Genomic DNA, 17,774 nt, shown 5'->3' with positions numbered 1-17,774 from the left:
AGCCCCCTAATACTAGGGGGCTTTAATATTTTTTATTTTATCTTTCTGACCACTTAGGAACAGGATGTATTAACTTAGCTGATGCCCATTTAGTTGGCGCAACAACTTTGTTCTCACATTTTCCTGAGTCATCACACATTACTTGGAAAAGTACCATAGGTTTGTCAACATTTTGACCACCAGGTGCAAATTTAATATTTCCATAGAATGTTTGCATGTTAGTAGCTGCAAGAGCATCTCTTACTTTCTTTTGATCAAACGAATTTGCTCTCTCAAAAGCATCTTTAAATACTAACAATGCAGCAGAAGATTCTGCAGATTGATAAGGTGGATCATATCCAAACTCTTTCTCAAAGTCAGCCGCATAAGTCATTCCATCTTTAAAGAAATTATCTTTATACGTTAATGTTTTGTGCCATTGAGAAGCGCATAATGCGTACTGTGAGTTTTTACCATGCTGTTTAGATAGCTTAGCAGCATCACAGTGAGTCATAGCTAACATTGGAACATCTACCTTCATTTCAGCGATTTGTCTAATTGCAGTAAGAGCACCTTTTGTATGACCTGATACAACAAGAACATCTGGCTTCATTTGTTTAACTTTAACTAATGTTGCAGCCATATCATTTAACTCTTTTGGTAATTTATCATCAATTACTTTTTTTGAGCCAGTTCTTTTAATTGCATCTAAAACTCCCAATCTAACGTCCTGTGAGAATGCATCTTGTTCAAATGCCATTGCTACTGTCACTGGTTTTCCATTATTCTTTTCAACTGCTAAGTCGATAGCAACATCAAGATACAAGTTAGCTGGAGCTAATACAGCAAATAGATATTTGTAACCTTTTGTAAACAAAGATCTAGATGCACCATTTGCTTCAACCATTGGAACACCATATTTTTCAGTAACTGGTGCAATTGCTTTCGTTAGACCAGAACTGTAAGGGCCAAGCATAAACTCAACACCATCTTGTGAAATTAATCTTTCTGCAAGCTGTGCAGCTCTCTTCGGGTTTGATTCATCATCATAATAAATAATGTCAAACTTATAAGTTTTACCACCAACTTTAACACCACCCATGCTGTTAATTCTGTCAACGGCCATGTTATAACCATTTTGAGTATGAACACCATTCGATGAGTATTTACCAGTTAGGGAAATAGCAGCACCTAAAATAATTTTGTCACCAACAACTTTTGCAAATGATGCAACAGAAGTTGAAAATAAAATTACTAATGCAGAAACAAAACTTAAAATTATCTTATTTAATTGCATTTTATTTCCTCTTTAATTAATTAATTATTAGTTGATTTAATAAAGAATTTTTATTTTATGCAAGTGGCAATAAGAGCCAAAATTAATTAATATTGTTGTGTTATCAAGATTATTACTGCAATTATTACTAAAACACTCGCAGAAATTGTATTTATTGTTTTTGGATTTGCAGTTATCCACTTAATTAATTTCTGTGCTAGCATTGCGTAACCTATCAAAGATAAAAAATCTAAAACGATGTAAGTCGTAATTAATATAAAAAATTGTGCCAATAAATTTGAATTAAAATCAATAAATTGAGGAAATATAAAAGGAAAAAACATCCAAGCCTTAGGACTTGTACCAGCAACAAAAAAACCATCTCTAAAAAAAGATAAATTACTTTTTTCTATTTCTCCTTCATTTGAAATGCTTTTTGGCCGAGATTTATAAATATCGTAAGCTAAATATAATAAATAAACTATTCCGATCCATTTAAATGCATTAAGTATCATTGAGTTTTTTGAAAAAAAAGATCCAATCACAAAAATAACTAAAGTTGCCTGAATAAAATTTGCAGTTATATCACCTAAAGCAGACCATACGCATTTTCCAACACCGTAATTCATTGAATAAGAGATAATTACAATCCTTGGAGTTCCAGGAGTAATAAATAAAAAAATAATAATCTGTAGATAGAGTATAAAATCTAGGGGGAGCATAAAAAAGATAGTCCTTAAAAACCGGGAGCTAAAGATGGCTAAGAAGGACTATCTAATAAACAATATCAGAGGCTAAAAAAAATGCATTAAATTTTTTTTTCAAATATAAAGGATTTATGAAAAAAAAAGGTCACAGGCCAATTACCAAAGTCAAAAATCCAGAGCCCAAAATGGACGATCCGGATTGGATCATTTGGGCGGCTTGGGCAGATCGGATAACTTTTGAGGAAATTGAAAAAAAAACAGGGAAGAAAGAATCTGATGTAATTAAAATTATGCGAAGATCACTTAAACCATCTTCTTTCAGATTGTGGAGAAAAAGAGTAAATCAAAAAAGTATTAAACATCGAAAAAAGTTCGAATATTCTAGAAAAGAAATAACTAGTAAAATTAAAAAAGGTGACTACCTATAATCCATGAAAAAGATTACTATGTATACAGGTCCACTATGCAACTATTGTGAAGCTGCAAAAAGATTATTAGCTAGAAATAACGCTCCTTATAATGAAATTGATATTTCAAAAGTTGCAGGTGCTGCTGATGAGATGATTAAAAAAGCAAATGGCAAAAGAACAATCCCACAGATCTTTTTTGATGATCAGCATATTGGTGGTTACGATGAAGTTAGAGCACTAGAAAAAGAAAATAAACTTCAAGATCTTTTAAAAAATTAATTTTAATAATTTACTCTTTTGGTTTAAAAATTAAACAAACGCCGTTATTACAAAATCTTTTTCCCGTAGGTTCAGGTCCATCATCAAATATATGACCATGATGCCCTCCACATTTTTTACAATGATACTCAGTTCTTGCGTAACCTATGTGATGATCAGTTTTGGTTTCAAATACATCTGGTAAAGAATCATAAAATGAAGGCCAGCCTGATCCACTCTCATATTTTGTTTTTGAGTCAAATAATGTTTCTCCACAATTTGCACAATGAAAACTTCCTTCTCTCTTTTCATTATTAAGTTCGCTTGAACCTGCGCGCTCAGTTCCTTCTTCGAACAAGATTAATTTTTGCTCTGCAGTTAAATTTGGATTTATTTTTTTTGTCATGATCCTATATATTTAGCACAGGATTTATGTAAGATTGAATGTAATTCAACTAATTTTTTAAAATCTTTATTATAACCGCCACCTAAAACACCACAAAAGGGTATTTTTTTAGAAAAAAAGTTTTCAATAACAAGCTCGTCTCTAGATTTAATCCCTTCATCAGATATTTTTAGTTTACCTAATCTATCGTTGAAATGAATATCTACTCCAGCTATATAGAAAACAAAATCAAAATTTTCTTGATTTAACTCATTTAAATAATGTTTAAGTGTCTTAATGTAGGCATCATCCTCTAAATTATCTTCAAGCTCCACATCTAAATCACTATTAGATTTTTTGGCTGGATAGTTAGTTTTAGAGTGCATACTGAACGTGAAAACACTTCTATTTTGTTTAAAAATTTCTGAATTTCCATTTCCTTGATGAACATCTAAATCAACAATTAATATTTTGTTAGCCAAACCTCGATTTAATAAATAATGAGCAGCAACAGCTACATCATTAAAAACGCAGTATCCAGCTCCGCCATCGTAGTTTGCGTGATGACTACCTCCAGCAGTATTACATGATATTCCGTAATTAATTGCAAGTTTAGAAGCTAAAACAGTACCACCAGTAGCTACTAATGATCTCTGTACAACACTATCAACAAGTGGAAATCCAATTTTTTTTACTTCCTCTTTACTTAAATTTTTATTTTTGATCTTAGAGATATAATCTTTTGAATGTGCATAACTCAATGTTTCAAGCGAACAAGCATATGGTTTATGAAACTTTTTAATGATTTTATTTTGGATCAAATAATTTGCCAATTCTCCAAACTTATTTATAGGAAATTTATGATCATCTCCAATTTTGGCAAAATAATCCTCATGGTTAACCACTGGTAAATCCATCGTTACTCTAGAACACGTACTGGCTTTCCATCAACACAAGCCTCTAACCCTTCAATCATTTGATTATAAAAAATACTATAATTTTCTGCTGTCACATAACCGATGTGTGGTGTAAGAAGTGCATTTGGTAAAAATCTTAGTTTATTATTTTCAGGTAAAGGTTCTTTATCATAGACATCAATCCCAGCTCCTGCAATTACATTTGTTGACAATGCAATAATTAAATCATCCTCATTTACAATAGGTCCACGAGATGTGTTTATCAAAAATGCTGTTTTTTTCATTTTATCAAATTCTTTTATGGTAATACAGTCTTTGTATCTTTCACCTCCTTGAACATGAATTGAAAGCACATCTGAATTTGTAATTAAGTCATCTTTACTACAAGGGAGCACATCTAATTCTTTGCACTTATCTAGGCTTAAGTTTTCACTCCAGGCCATTACTTGCATTCCAAATGCTTTTCCGATTTTTGCAACTTCTGTGCCTACTCTACCTAGACCAATTAAACCTAAGATTTTTCCTTTCAATTCTACTCCAATTGTAGTTTGCCAATACCCTTGATACATATTGTCAAACTCTTCTTTAAAATTTCTTGCTAAACCAAGAATTAGTGCCCATGTTAATTCAGGTGTTGGGTTTAAATTTATATCTGTACCACAAACAATAATTTTTCTTTTCTTTGCAGCCTCTAAATCAATAGATTTGTTTCGTAATCCACTTGTGATAACAAATTTTAATTCATTTAAATTATTAATTAAATTTTTTGTAATTGGAGTTCTTTCTCTCATTATTAATAAAGCTTCAAAATCAGCTAACTGATCAATTGCATCTGCTTCATCTAAAAAAGGTTCGCTAAAAATCTTAAACTCATATTTCCCAGATAGTTTTTCTAAATCTACAAACTGTTGGGCAACATTTTGATAATCATCTAATATAGCAACCTTAAGCATTTTTAACTTTCCTATTTGATAACAATATTCCTGTAATAATAAAACAAGCGCCTAAAATATGATAAAACATAAATTTTTCACTAAAAAAAATCATCGCCATTATTGCGCTCAAAATTGGCATTAGGTGTAAAAAAACACCAGAACGATTAGCACCAATCATAGATATTCCTTTTATCCATAAAAGAAAAGATGCCAAACCTGGAAACAAAACTACATAGGATAAAATTAAAATAAAAGGTAATTCTAAATTAATTCTAAAGCCAATTTGATATTCAATAAAATAAACTGGTATTAAAAATACTAAACCAAAAGTAATTACTACTTGAAGTAATGATATTTGGGTTAATTCATATTTTTTTCCTTTTAACAATGTAGAATATAAAGCCCATGAGAACATTGCTATAACCATGGTTATGTCCCCTTTATTAAAATCTAAATTTTTTAATATCTCTATATTTGCTTTTGTTATAATCATAATTACACCTGCAAAAGAAAATACTACCCCTATAATTTGAAAAATATTTGTCTTTTCAATTTTTAAAATTGAAGAAAACAACATGATCATCACAGGTATAGTTGAAATCATTAAAACTCCGCTAATCACCTGAGTAAAATTTAATGAATAATAAACAATAGAATTAAATACCGTTATACTAGTAACTCCCAAAACAATAAAAAGTTTATAGTTTTTAATTATATAGTTTCTTTTCTCTAATATTTCAGGAATTGTAAAAGGTGCTAAAATTAACCAAGCAAAAAGCCATCGATAAAAATTTAATGAAAAAGGAGGAACTTGATAAAAACTTGCAAGTTTACCTACTACAAAATTTCCTGCCCAAAAAGTTACTGTTAAAAATAGATATAAATAAGCTAAAAAATTATTATCTTTAGTCACTTAACTAAATCTAAGCGAGCTATAAGGTTTTAAATCTAAATTTGTATTTTCGTTCGCTATCATCCCTGAAACAATCTTTCCAGAAATTGGACCTAAAGTCCATCCTAAATGATGATGCCCAAAACAATAATAAATATTTTTGTAATTTTTTGATGGCCCCATAACAGGTAAAAAATCTGGTAAAGTTGGTCTAAATCCTAGCCACTCATCCTCATGTTCGGGTAAATCACCAAGCATATATTTTGCATTATTTATCAAATTTTTAACTCTTGATTTGGATAATGGATTATCTAATCCGCCAAATTCTACAGTTCCAACAACTCTTAAACCTTGTTCCATCGGTGTAATTCCAAATCCACGGTTAGAAAATATCACAGGTCTACTCAATAAATGATCACAATTTTTGAAATGAACATGATATCCACGCTCTGTATCTAGGGGTATTTTTTCGCCAAGATTATCTGTTAATTTTTTTGAAAAAGCTCCACAAGCTATAACTGCTTTATCAAAAACGTAACTTTGAGTTTCAGTTTTAAAAACTGGTTTTTCTTCATCAAAATTAATTTCATTAATATTTACTTTGTTAAATTTTCCTCCCTTTTGTAAAAATAAATCAAATAATTTTAAAAGAATTCTTTTAGGATTTCTTGCGTGTCTTGCATAAGGATAATATACGCCAGCATGGTAAAATGGTTTAATATTTGGTTCAAGATCGTGTATTTCAGCTTTGGAAACTAATTGTTGTTCAACACCTAATTCTTCTCTTACTTTTATTTCTAATTCTCTACTTTTTAAATCTTTATCATTCCATATATAAAGAATACCTTTGTTTTCAACTAAGCCATCTAAGTCAATTTCTTCAAATAATTCATCATATGCCGGTAAGGCTAGATCTAAAATTTGGTGCATATTTTTAGCAGTGTGCATCATCTTAGTTTTAGTGGTATTCATTATAAATTTTATAAACCATGGAATCATTTTAGGAACATAGTTCCATTTTAAAGCAAGTGGACCTGAAGAACTAAGCAACATTGCAGGCACATCTGCTAGTACGTCAGTTCTGTTTAAAGAAAGAGATGCATAAGGTGAAAAGTGACCTGCATTACCATAAGAGGCGGCTTGGCTACCTGGATTGTCTCTATCAAAAATAGTTACATTGAAACCTTTTTTTTGAAGAAATAAAGCATTAGATACACCTTGAATTCCTGCTCCAACTATTCCTACATTAAGATTTTTATTCATAAATTTGTTATACAAGTAAATATTAAATTATAAGAGTGACAAATTATGCAATCATTTGTTTATGATTAATTTTTGCACTCAATACTATACCAAATCCAATCATAGTGGCTAACATTGAGGAACCTCCATACGACATGATGGGTAATGGAGAACCAACTATAGGTAGTAGACCCAAAACCATAGATAAGTTTACCACAATATAAATAAAGATTGCAAAAGCATAACCAAAACAAAAAAGTCTAGCAAAGTTACTTCTTGAAATAGATCCTATTCGTAAAATTCTAAAAATTATTATTGAGTATAATATCAAAAGACCAACTGAGCCTATAAAACCAAACTCTTCTGAAAATAAAGTAAATATAAAATCTGTATGTTTTTCAGGTAAAAAATCTAAGTAGCTCTGAGTTCCTTTTAAAAAACCTTTTCCATTAAGGCCACCTGAGCCAATAGCTATTTTTGACTGTATAATTTGGTATCCAGCGCCCAATGGGTCTCTATCTGGATCTAAAAAAGTTAAAATTCTTAGTTTTTGATATGGTTTAAGAAATGAGATTATAAATGGAAGTGAAATTAAGAAAGTAATAAATGAGTATATAAAATATTTAATTTTCATGCCTCCTAACCACAATATAATTAATCCGCTTAAAGCAATTAATATAGATGTACCAAGATCAGGTTGAGAAATTACAAAAATTATTGGAATTATTATAATCGATAACACAATAGTTATGCTGGTAAATGAATTAACATTTTCTATTTTTATTCTATGAAAATATTTTGCAAGACACATTATAATTGCTACTTTCATAAGTTCTGAAGGTTGCAGAACAAATAAATAAAGATCCATCCATCTTTGAGAACCAGAGGACTTTAGTCCAAAAAATGAAACATAAATTAATAAAAGTATTACTATAAAATAGATTATATATGAAAAGTTATGCCAAAATTTTATATTAAAGAAAGCAACAAGAATCATTAAGGGGAAAAAAACTGCAAGTTTTACAAAATGATTTTTTGTATGAAAAAGTATTTCACCACCATCTGTAGAATACATAACAAAAACACTTAATACAGAAAGAAGAATAACAGAAATCAATAATATATAGTCTAAGCTTTTTATTTTTTGAAATAAAGTAATCTCATTATTCAATCTATCGTGCTGAAACATCTAAACAGTAATCCTCTCAAAATTTGATTGTTTATTTCTTAAATCATGTCTGTCGATTATTAATTTAAATAATTTTTTTGCAATTGGTGCTGCCGCCTTACTTCCTGAACCACCATGCTCAACAATTATACTAAGCGCATATCGTGGGTTAACATATGGTCCATAAGCAACATACAAAGCATGATCTCTATCTTTGTATGGTATTTGCTCTAATTCTAAATCCAATTCCCTCTCTCTTTTGCTTATTCTTTTTACCTGAGCTGTTCCTGTTTTTCCTGCAAATTGATATTTAGGATCATCAATTCTTGATTTATAAGAAGTTCCAAATCTTTCATTGGTTGAAGCAAACATTGCTTCTTGAATAATTTTAATATTTTTTTGGTTTTTAAATAACTTTTTGTCTAACAATTCCTCAGAGTCGCTATCAAACAATAACCCACTTTCCATTGATTGTTTTGCATCTTCATAAGAAATCGGATTACTATCCACTATTATTTTTGGTTTTACAGCAAAGCCCCCATTTGCAATTTGTGCAGTCATCATGCAAAGTTGTAAAGGAGTTGATTGTATATAGCCTTGTCCAATACCTGTGATTAAAGTTTCGCCTAATACCCAGCCTTTACCTAGATTATTTTTTTTCCATTTTGTATTCGGAAATAATCCTTTTTTTTCATTATCAAAATAATCGCCAAGAACTTTTTTACCTAATCCAAACTTTTCAGCTGTAATATTTAATCTATCAACACCTAATAACCTAGCAACCTCATAAAAATATGTATCACAAGATTGTTTCATTGCATTTTTCAGACTAACCCAACCATGTCCCTTTTCCTTCCAACAGTGAAATGTTTGTCCATATAACTCCATTTTTCCTGTGCATTTAACTTTAAACTTTGTATCTATTACTTTATTTTCTAAAGCTGAAAGCGCGACGATAGGTTTTATTGTTGAACCTGGAGAGTATAGACCCGAAAGTGTTTTGTTTATTAGTGGTTTTAATGGATTATTTCTAATTAATTGCCACTCATCTTGACTAATTCCGAATAAAAATAAATTTGGATTATAAGATGGAGATGAATACATTGCTATTATATCTCCGGTATAGATATCCATTACGCTAATAGATCCTGCTTTTTCATTTAACAATTCCCCACAAGCTTTTTGTATTTCTGTGTCTACAGTAAGACGTATTTTTGATCCTTGCTCACCTTTCTGATGCTCGAGTTGATTAATTCTTTTACCGTAAGCATTTACTTCATATCTTTGAATAGCATTTGTCCCTATTAAAAGATTTTCAAGTTTTTTCTCTAAACCCAGTTTTCCAATTTTCATTCCCGGTACAAATCTTTCTTGGATAATTTTATTTTCTAAAATTTCTTGTTCATTTGGTTGACTAACATATCCAAGAACATGTGTGTATACATCATTAAATGGATAGTTTCTGGAGATTGTCATTACGGGTTTAACACCAACAAGATCGTATAAATAATTATTAATTTTTACAAATTGACTCCAAGTTAAATTTTCGGACACAATAATACTATCCCACGGTTTTAACTCTGCTTTTAATTTATTTATTCTAGCAATTCTTTTGTCACTTAGATTTAAAAGATTTTTCAATCTAACTAGTAAATAATTAAAATTCTCAACTTGCTCTGGAATTATATGTAATTGATAAACTTTTAAATTCCCTGCAATTACATTTCCAAAATAATCAACAATATTTCCCCTTGTAGGTGGGAGTTTCCATTCTCTAATTCTATTTTTATCTGAAAGTGTTAAATATTTTTTATTTTCATTTATTTGAAGAGAAAATAAACGAGCAACGATACCAACAAAAACTACTACTTTTGCTGCTCCAATTATGAACATCCTTCTATTAATTACATCTGTTTTTCTTATTCCTGAATTAGATTTAATCATTTGTTTGATATGAAATTCTTTCGTTTAAAAAATTAAAAAATAAAAAAAATATTGGATAAAATAAAAAAGTAAAACCTGAGTTAATTAAATAATTAGTGTAATCAACTTTAATTAAAAAGACTAAATCTAAAATAATTACTTGAATTGAATTTATTAATAAAATTGTGAATAATAATGATATCCAGTCCTTCATAAAGTTTGGGGATAAAGTAATGTTTCTTATGTAAGCTGTTACAGAGCAAAGAATAAGATAACAAAAACTACTAATTCCTATTGGTATACCTATTACAACATCATTAATTATACCTGCAAAGAAAATTGCTAGATAACCTAATTGATCAGGATTTCTTAAGGTCCAAAAGAAAATTAATAGATGAGCAAAATTAAAAGCAAAATAATCAAGTTTTAAGTAATTAAAATCAAATTCATTTAACACAGAAAAAAATAACATTATAAATGGTAAATAGGATAATAATATTTTTAAAAAAGGACTTTTATTAAGTGATGACATTATTCTTCTCCACCTATTTTATAAGAAATTATTTTTACATAATTGAGTTGTGTAAAATCAGAAAAAAAATTAATTTTTCCATCTGATATGTTTTTGATTTTTCCAATAGGTATACCAGGCTTGAATAAGCCACCAAGACCCGAGGTGTAAGCAAAAATTTCTTTATTTTTAAATTCTTCTCTAAATTCTTCTTGAGTATGTTCAATTTTTCCAAAATCACTTCCTGTACCAGAAATTACGGCTTGTATGTCATCTGGCTCTAAAACAGATGGTATTTTGCTATTAAGATCTGACAATAGTAATGCTCTTGAATTAGTGTAATTTACTTCAATTATTTGGCCCACCAGATAAACGTCATCAACAACAGCCATTCCAATTTTTACTTTATCTTTTGTGCCTTTGTTTAATACTACTGATTTTAAATACGGGCTGTCTTTATCAATTAAAACTCTGGCAAATATTTCTTGTGAATTTATACTTTCATCTAGTAACCCTCTAAGCTTTTCATTTTCCGCATTTAAATACTTATTTTGTAATTTAAGTTGGTCAGAATTTTCTATTTTAATTAATTCTCTTTGATGACTTTCATATAAATCCATGTGTGATTTGAATTTTGAACTTATCTCTTTTAATTTATTTTCTGGGATTGATGCAATATTAGATGATCTATAAATTACTTCATTAATTCCTAATTTAACAAATTGTATTACTTTAAAATTAAAATTACTTAGAACAATTACAAAAATTGATAAAACAATTAAAGTTAATAAAGAAAATTTTTGTTTATCTTTTTTTTTTAAAAAAGCTGACCTAATGGCAATTACAAAATCATCTCTGCCAGTAGCCATTTTTCCTAATATTCAGATAACATAGTAGAAAAAGTTTCTTCTTGATCCAAAGCTTTACCTGTACCAACAGCAACACAAGATAATGGATCATCTGCTATATGAACTGGTAAACCTGTTTCTTTAGAAAACCTTTTATCGATATTTTTTAACAAAGCACCACCACCTGTTAAAGTTAAACCCATATCAACTAAATCAGCTGACAACTCAGGTGGAGTATTTTCTAAAGCATCTTTAATTGCACTAACCATTTGCTTCATAATATCATTTAGTGCTTCAGCAGTATCTTCTTCTGTAATATTAACTTCCTTTGGAGTACCTGATCTTAAATCTCTTCCTTTAACTGGGTAAGTGTTTGTTCCTGTTGGTACAGCTGTTCCCATTTCTTTTTTTATTTTTTCAGCAGTAGTATCGCCAATTAATAAATTATATTCTTTTCTCATATAATCTATTATTGCTACATCCATCGAGTCACCTGCAACTCTTAAAGATTTAGAGTAAACCAATCCACCCAAAGACATTACAGCAATTTCACTTGTGCCCCCGCCAATATCTACAATCATTGAACCAGTTGCCTCAGAAATTGGAAGATTTGCTCCAATAGCTGCTGCAATCGGTTCCTCAATTAATTGAACTCTTCTTGCGCCTGCTGCTAGAGCACTATCTTGAATTGCTTTTCTTTCAACTGGTGTTGAGCCAGTTGGTACGCAAATTAAAATTCTAGGATTAGCAAATGTGCTTCCTTTATGAACTTTTTTGATAAAATGTTTAATCATTTCTTCAGTAACTATAAAATCTGCAATAACACCATCTCTTAGAGGTCTAATTGCACTAATATTACCTGGTGTTCTTCCAAGCATTGTTTTAGCTTCGTCTCCAACTGCTAATACATTTTTTTTTCCACCTTGATCAACTATTGCAACAACTGAAGGTTCATTAAGAACTACGCCTTGACCCTTTAAAACTACAAGTGTATTGGCTGTTCCAAGATCAATTGCCATATCTTGGCTCCATATTTTTTTAACACTGCTAAATAACCCCATTATATCCCTCTTACTTTCTGACTTTCTTGCTCCATGGGAGCTGTTTTATCTCGTTTGATTATCATTTTATTTAATGCATTTATGTAGGCATTTGCTGATGCAACTAAAGTATCTGTATCAGCTGCTTGACCTACAGTCGTTTTACCTTTTTCCTCGATTTTTACACTTACTGTAGCTTGTGCATCTGTTCCTTCTGTAACTGCATGAACTTGATAAAGTTGCAAGTTAACATCATGAGGATATAAAGTTTTAATACATTTAAATATTGCATCAACCGGACCATCTCCAGTTTCTGTTGCATTTTTTACATCACCATAAACATCCAAAGTCATTTCTGCTTTTTGTGGTTCACCTGTTCCGGCAAAAACTTTTAAAGATTTAAGAGTTATTGCATTTACTTTATTATCTACGATTAAACTATCATCTACTAAGGCAATAATATCTTCATCATAAACATGTTTTTTCTTATCTGCTAAGACTTTGAATTTTGCAAATGCATTTCCTACTACATCGTCAGTTAAATCTGGATAGCCTAAGCTGTTTAACTTGTCTTTAAATGCATGTCGACCAGAATGCTTTCCCATCACTAACGATGTTTGTTTAACCCCTACGCTTTCAGGTGTCATTATCTCATATGTTTGTCTATTTTTTAACATTCCATCCTGGTGAATTCCTGCTTCATGAGCAAAAGCATTTTTTCCAACGATAGCTTTATTATATTGAACAGGAAAACCTGTTGCGTTTGAAACAATTTTTGAAGCTTTGCTTAAAAGTGTTGTATTAATTCCAGTTTCATATGGCATTAAATCAGGTCTTGTTTTAATAGCCATAACAACTTCCTCAAGAGCAGCATTTCCTGCTCTTTCTCCTAATCCGTTTATTGTACATTCAATTTGTCTTGCTCCAGCTTGAACTCCAGCTAACGAGTTAGCTACTGCTAAACCTAAGTCATTATGACAATGAGTTGATAAAATTGCTTTATCAATATTTGGAACTTTATTTAATAAAGTTTCTATAATTGTAGTAAACTCAGATGGTATTGTGTAACCAACTGTATCAGGAATATTAATTGTTGTAGCTCCGTTTTTAATTGCAAGCTCTACAGTTTTGCACATGTAATCCATATCGGTTCTTGTTCCATCTTCACATGACCACTCAACGTCATCAGTAAACTTTCTTGCGTAAGCAACATGTTTTCCAATTGATTCATAAACATCTTCTGGAGACATATTTAATTTATGTTTCATGTGTAAAGGGCTTGTAGAAATAAATGTATGTATTCTAAATCTTGGTGCATGTTTTAGGGCTTCATAAGCTCTATCAATATCTTTTACTGAATGTCTTGAAAGTCCTGCGGGAATAGAATTTTTTAAAATTTTACTTACTTCTGAAACAGCTTCAAAATCCCCTGGTGAAGCTATTGGAAAACCTGCTTCAATAATATCGATACCTAATTCATCAAAAACTCTAGCGATTTGAATTTTTTCTTCTAAACTCATAGATGCGCCTGGCGATTGCTCACCATCACGCATAGTAGTGTCAAATATAAAGACTCTATCTTTATCACTCATAATTAAAATTTTTAGAAAATCTATAATACAATCTATGAGAGAGATTGCAAAATAATAAGTTAAATTATAACTTTTAATGGACCATTTTAGGCTTACTAAAAATTAATTATAAATAGACTCAATTTTAGGCATTAACCGTAAAAGTTCTTTCGTATATTCATGTGTTGGTTTTAAAAATAAATCCTCAGTGTTTGAAACCTCACATAATTTGCCATCTTTTAAGACTCCAATTCTATCACACATTTGTCTAACAACAGGTAGGTCGTGACTTATAAACAAAATTGTTAAATTTAATTGTTCTTGAAGATCTTTGAGTAAATTTAATATTTGGGCTTGGATACTTACATCCAAAGCAGAGGTCGGTTCATCACAAACTAAAAGTCTTGGTTGTGTGGCAAGTGCTCTTGCTATTGATATTCTCTGCCTCTGTCCTCCAGAAAATTCATGTGGATATCTATCCGCAGATTTTTGAGTTAATTCTACAGACTCCAGTAAATCATGAATATAATTATTTAAATCTAAAGTAGATATAGATGGGTTATGAAGTGTAATTGGTTCTGCAATTATATCTTTTACTTTTAATCTTCCATTTAGTGAAGAATAAGGATCTTGAAATATCATTTGAATTTGTTTTCTGAATTTCATTAATTCAGATCTCTGTTTAATTTTAGTTATACAAACGTTATCAAAGAAAATATCACCAGATGTAGGTTTAAATAAATTTACAATCATTTTAGCAATTGTAGATTTTCCACTCCCACTTTCTCCTACCAAGCCAAAAGATTCGCCCTCTTTTATTTCAAATGAAACATTATTAACAGCCATCACAGAATTTTTAGAACTTTCTGTAAAAAAATTATCATCAAAACTTTTATTCAAATTTTTTATCTGAACTAAATCTTGACTTATAATTTCTTTCTTTGACCATCTATTTAATATCTTAATATTATTTTCTTTTTTGTCACTGTTTTCTTTTTCAACTATTACAAATCTTGAAATTTTTTTATTAGTTGGTGGAACTGAGCTCACTAAACTTTTAGTATAATTTTCTTGTGGATTGGTTAATATTTTTTTGGTTTCACCAATTTCAACTAAATTGCCATTTTTCATAACCGCTACACGATCAGCAGTCTCAGCTATAACCCCCATGTCATGAGTAATTAAGATAACTGCAAGATTTCTTTCTTTTGTTAATTTTTTAATTAGTTCTAAAATCTGAGATTGAATTGATACATCTAATGCTGTTGTTGGCTCATCTGCAATTAACAATTCTGGCTCACAACATAGAGCTAGAGAAATTACTACTCGCTGTCTCATTCCACCTGAGAATTGGTGAGGATAATTATCAAATCTTGTTTCTGCATCTTTTATGCCAACCTCTTTCAATAGATTTATTGATTTATTTTTTGCTTCTTCTTTGCTTAATTGTAGATGAGTTTGAATTGTTTCAATTAACTGTTCCCCAACTGTAAGAATTGGGTTAAGTGAAGTTTGAGGATCTTGAAATATCAATCCAATTTTATTTCCTCTGTATTTAACAGTGCTTTCAGAATTTTCATGAATGTTAAGATCACCTAAAATTACTGAGCCACTAGATACCTTGCCTGGCTCATCAATTAAATTTATAATAGCGTTTCCTACTGTACTTTTTCCTGATCCAGACTCTCCAACTAATCCTAAAATTTCTCCTTTATTAACCTCAATATTCACATTCTTAGCAGCGTTAACTGTTTCTTTTCTCATTTGGTAATCAACACTAAGATTGTTTATTTTTAAGAATGTCATTTTTTTAATTTTGGATTTAAAGTATCTCTCATCCAATCCCCTAATAAATTAATTGAAAATGCTAAAATAACTAAGAAAATTGCTGGAAAAAAAGTTATCCACCACTCTCCTGAAAATAAAAAATCATTACCAAGTCGTATCAATGTCCCTAAAGAAGGTGTTGTTGGAGGCACGCCAACTCCTAAAAAACTTAAAGTAGACTCAGCTAAAATAGCAAGAGCTAAACCAATAGTTCCAATTACTAACACTGGTCTTAAAATATTTGGTAAAATATGTTTAAACATAATAATTATATTAGAAACCCCAATTATTGTTGATGCTGAAACATAGTCTTTATTTTTTTCCACCAAAGTTGCAGCTCTAGAAACTCTAGCAAATTGTGGCCACTCTGAAATTCCAATAGCAAATATTAAAACATAAATTGCCATTTCATCATGCATTTCTCTTGAGATTAATCCTCTTGCTATTCCATCAACCAACAACGCCATCAAAATACTTGGTACTGTTAACTGAACATCAGTTAATCTCATTACTATCATTTCATATTTTCCTCCAAAAAATCCTGCTGTTAATCCCAATCCAACTCCAAGAATTAAGCTAAAAATTATTGCAGAAAAGCCTACTATTAAAGAAATCCTACATCCATATAAAATTGTTGATAACATATCTCTTCCTTGTCCGTCAGTACCTAAAATAAATTTAGCAAGACCATCTTCTGTCCATGAAGGTGGTGTGAATGCATCCATCAATGATAGAGAGGATGGGTCAAAGGGATTGTAAGGTGTTACGAGCTCAACAAAAAAAGAACAGAAAAAAATTATAAATAAAATAGTAGATGATGCAATCGCAGTAGGCGATTTAATAAAGCTATGATAAATATCACTATCTTTTATTCTTTCCCAAGTACTTAAAGATTTGTTATCCACTTGCAGTATCTCCTTTAACTCTTATTCTTGGATCAATTAAATAATAAAGAATATCAACTATAAAATTTATCATGACGAAAACAAAAGCTATAAAAACTAAATAAGCTGACATGATTGGTATATCGACGAATTGAACTGCTTGAATAAATAAGAAGCCCATTCCAGGCCATTGAAAAACAGTTTCAGTAATAATTGAAAACGCAATTAAAGTTCCAATATTTATTCCAGCTATAGTTATTACTGGTATCAATCCATTTTTTAATGCATGTTTATATTTAATACTATTTTCACTAATGCCTCGAGCACGTGCAAATTTAATATAATCTGTTTGTAGTATTTCCATTATCTCTGCTCGCACAAGTCTGATGATATAAGTCATTTGAAAAAGACTTAATGTTACTGAAGGAAGTATAATTGCTTTAAGTCCTGAAACTGTTAAAAATCCTGTGGTCCAAAAACCTAAATCAACAACTTCTCCTCTTCCAAAAGAGGGTAAAATTCCTAATATTACTGCAAACAGATATATAAATAATATACCAATTACAAATGTGGGGAGTGAAACCCCCAACAAAGAGATGGCTAAGACAAAATCACTTAAAAAACCTTTTCGATTTATGCCTGTATAAACTCCTAACAAAGTACCAGTAATTAGTGCAATAAGTGCTGAAATAACCACAAGCTCAATAGTTGCTGGCAATCTTTCAACTATTAATTCTGAAACAGGTCTTCTTAATTGATATGAAATTCCAAACTCACCCTTAGAAGCATTAACTATAAATCTTGAAAACTGTACATGAATTGGATCCATTAAACCAAGTGTTTCTCTCAATTCTGCTCTTTCCTCATCAGAAGTCTCTTCTCCAACCATGTTATTGATTGGATCTCCAACAAAATTAAATAAAGAGAAAGACACAAAGGCGACAACCAACATCACCAAAGCAGATTGAAACAGCCTTTTAAAAAAATATTTTATCAATTTG

The 17,774-nt window shown here is 30.3% G+C and carries 18 protein-coding genes; 2 read left to right on the top strand and 16 right to left on the bottom strand.

The features are described 5' to 3' along the window. Positions 1 to 37: 37 nt before the first annotated feature. Both ACTT9Y_RS00445 and ACTT9Y_RS00440 read right to left on the bottom strand, forming a co-directional pair. Entirely contained in the window at positions 38 to 1,276 is a 1,239-nt protein-coding gene (locus tag ACTT9Y_RS00445) for an amino acid ABC transporter substrate-binding protein (protein ID WP_440932535.1), read from the bottom strand. An 86-nt stretch (positions 1,277 to 1,362) separates the two neighbouring features. Beyond that, positions 1,363 to 1,977, bottom strand: a complete 615-nt coding sequence (locus ACTT9Y_RS00440) for a LysE family translocator (protein WP_440932534.1) — start codon at positions 1,975 to 1,977, stop codon at positions 1,363 to 1,365. Positions 1,978 to 2,093: 116 nt separating this feature from the next. On the opposite strand from ACTT9Y_RS00440, the gene ACTT9Y_RS00435 reads away from it, so the two are divergent. Both ACTT9Y_RS00435 and grxC read left to right on the top strand, forming a co-directional pair. Beyond that, positions 2,094 to 2,390 (top strand): TIGR03643 family protein, encoded by a 297-nt coding sequence (locus ACTT9Y_RS00435; protein WP_440907558.1) that lies wholly within the window; start codon positions 2,094 to 2,096, stop codon positions 2,388 to 2,390. Positions 2,391 to 2,393: 3 nt separating this feature from the next. Then, positions 2,394 to 2,651, top strand: a complete 258-nt coding sequence (gene grxC, locus ACTT9Y_RS00430) for a glutaredoxin 3 (protein ID WP_075504537.1) — start codon at positions 2,394 to 2,396, stop codon at positions 2,649 to 2,651. Positions 2,652 to 2,661: 10 nt separating this feature from the next. Here grxC and msrB read toward each other — a convergent pair whose 3' ends face one another. From msrB to ACTT9Y_RS00360, 14 genes are all read right to left on the bottom strand, one after another. After that, a complete protein-coding gene (gene msrB / locus ACTT9Y_RS00425; RefSeq protein WP_440932533.1) occupies positions 2,662 to 3,036 on the bottom strand; it encodes a peptide-methionine (R)-S-oxide reductase MsrB in 375 nt (124 codons plus the stop codon). Continuing rightward, positions 3,033 to 3,932, bottom strand: a complete 900-nt coding sequence (locus ACTT9Y_RS00420) for a histone deacetylase family protein (protein ID WP_440932532.1) — start codon at positions 3,930 to 3,932, stop codon at positions 3,033 to 3,035. The genes msrB and ACTT9Y_RS00420 overlap by 4 nt, the downstream gene beginning before the upstream one ends. A gap of 2 nt (positions 3,933 to 3,934) precedes the next feature. Further along, a complete protein-coding gene (locus ACTT9Y_RS00415) occupies positions 3,935 to 4,885 on the bottom strand; it encodes a D-2-hydroxyacid dehydrogenase family protein (RefSeq protein ID WP_440932531.1) in 951 nt (316 codons plus the stop codon). Further along, positions 4,878 to 5,780: a DMT family transporter gene (locus tag ACTT9Y_RS00410; protein ID WP_440932530.1), complete on the bottom strand. Its 903-nt coding sequence runs from the start codon at positions 5,778 to 5,780 to the stop codon at positions 4,878 to 4,880. Before ACTT9Y_RS00410 ends, ACTT9Y_RS00415 begins: the two co-directional genes overlap by 8 nt. Beyond that, positions 5,781 to 7,022 carry an NAD(P)/FAD-dependent oxidoreductase gene (locus ACTT9Y_RS00405; RefSeq protein WP_440932529.1) on the bottom strand — a complete coding sequence of 414 codons (1,242 nt, stop codon included), beginning with the start codon at positions 7,020 to 7,022 and terminating at the stop codon, positions 5,781 to 5,783. It abuts the gene before it with no gap. Between the two features lie 43 nt (positions 7,023 to 7,065). Then, positions 7,066 to 8,190 (bottom strand): rod shape-determining protein RodA, encoded by a 1,125-nt coding sequence (rodA, locus tag ACTT9Y_RS00400; protein ID WP_440932528.1) that lies wholly within the window; start codon positions 8,188 to 8,190, stop codon positions 7,066 to 7,068. Then, complete coding sequence (mrdA, locus tag ACTT9Y_RS00395; protein WP_440932527.1) at positions 8,191 to 10,113, bottom strand: penicillin-binding protein 2; 1,923 nt, start codon at positions 10,111 to 10,113, stop codon at positions 8,191 to 8,193. It abuts the gene before it with no gap. Further along, positions 10,106 to 10,624, bottom strand: a complete 519-nt coding sequence (gene mreD, locus ACTT9Y_RS00390) for a rod shape-determining protein MreD (protein ID WP_440932526.1) — start codon at positions 10,622 to 10,624, stop codon at positions 10,106 to 10,108. Before mreD ends, mrdA begins: the two co-directional genes overlap by 8 nt. Then, the gene (mreC, locus tag ACTT9Y_RS00385) at positions 10,624 to 11,472 is read right to left on the bottom strand and encodes a rod shape-determining protein MreC (protein WP_440932525.1); all 849 of its coding nucleotides are present in this window, start codon (positions 11,470 to 11,472) and stop codon (positions 10,624 to 10,626) included. Before mreC ends, mreD begins: the two co-directional genes overlap by 1 nt. A gap of 5 nt (positions 11,473 to 11,477) precedes the next feature. After that, positions 11,478 to 12,512: a rod shape-determining protein gene (locus ACTT9Y_RS00380; RefSeq protein ID WP_440932524.1), complete on the bottom strand. Its 1,035-nt coding sequence runs from the start codon at positions 12,510 to 12,512 to the stop codon at positions 11,478 to 11,480. Then, on the bottom strand, positions 12,512 to 14,083 hold the full coding sequence (locus ACTT9Y_RS00375) for a 2-isopropylmalate synthase (protein ID WP_440932523.1): 1,572 nt from the start codon (positions 14,081 to 14,083) through the stop codon (positions 12,512 to 12,514). The genes ACTT9Y_RS00380 and ACTT9Y_RS00375 overlap by 1 nt, the downstream gene beginning before the upstream one ends. 102 nt (positions 14,084 to 14,185) lie before the next feature. Next, positions 14,186 to 15,868, bottom strand: coding sequence for a dipeptide ABC transporter ATP-binding protein (locus ACTT9Y_RS00370; RefSeq protein ID WP_440932522.1), 1,683 nt, complete (start codon positions 15,866 to 15,868; stop codon positions 14,186 to 14,188). Next, entirely contained in the window at positions 15,865 to 16,794 is a 930-nt protein-coding gene (locus ACTT9Y_RS00365) for an ABC transporter permease (RefSeq protein ID WP_440932521.1), read from the bottom strand. Before ACTT9Y_RS00365 ends, ACTT9Y_RS00370 begins: the two co-directional genes overlap by 4 nt. Further along, positions 16,787 to 17,770 carry an ABC transporter permease gene (locus ACTT9Y_RS00360; protein WP_440932520.1) on the bottom strand — a complete coding sequence of 328 codons (984 nt, stop codon included), beginning with the start codon at positions 17,768 to 17,770 and terminating at the stop codon, positions 16,787 to 16,789. The genes ACTT9Y_RS00365 and ACTT9Y_RS00360 overlap by 8 nt, the downstream gene beginning before the upstream one ends. Positions 17,771 to 17,774: the final 4 nt, after the last annotated feature.

The organism is Candidatus Pelagibacter sp., from assembly GCF_052049995.1.
Classification (GTDB): Bacteria; Pseudomonadota; Alphaproteobacteria; order Pelagibacterales; family Pelagibacteraceae; genus Pelagibacter.
Note: the sequence above shows the minus strand (reverse complement) of the source record. Positions and strands in the feature narration are given on the sequence as shown.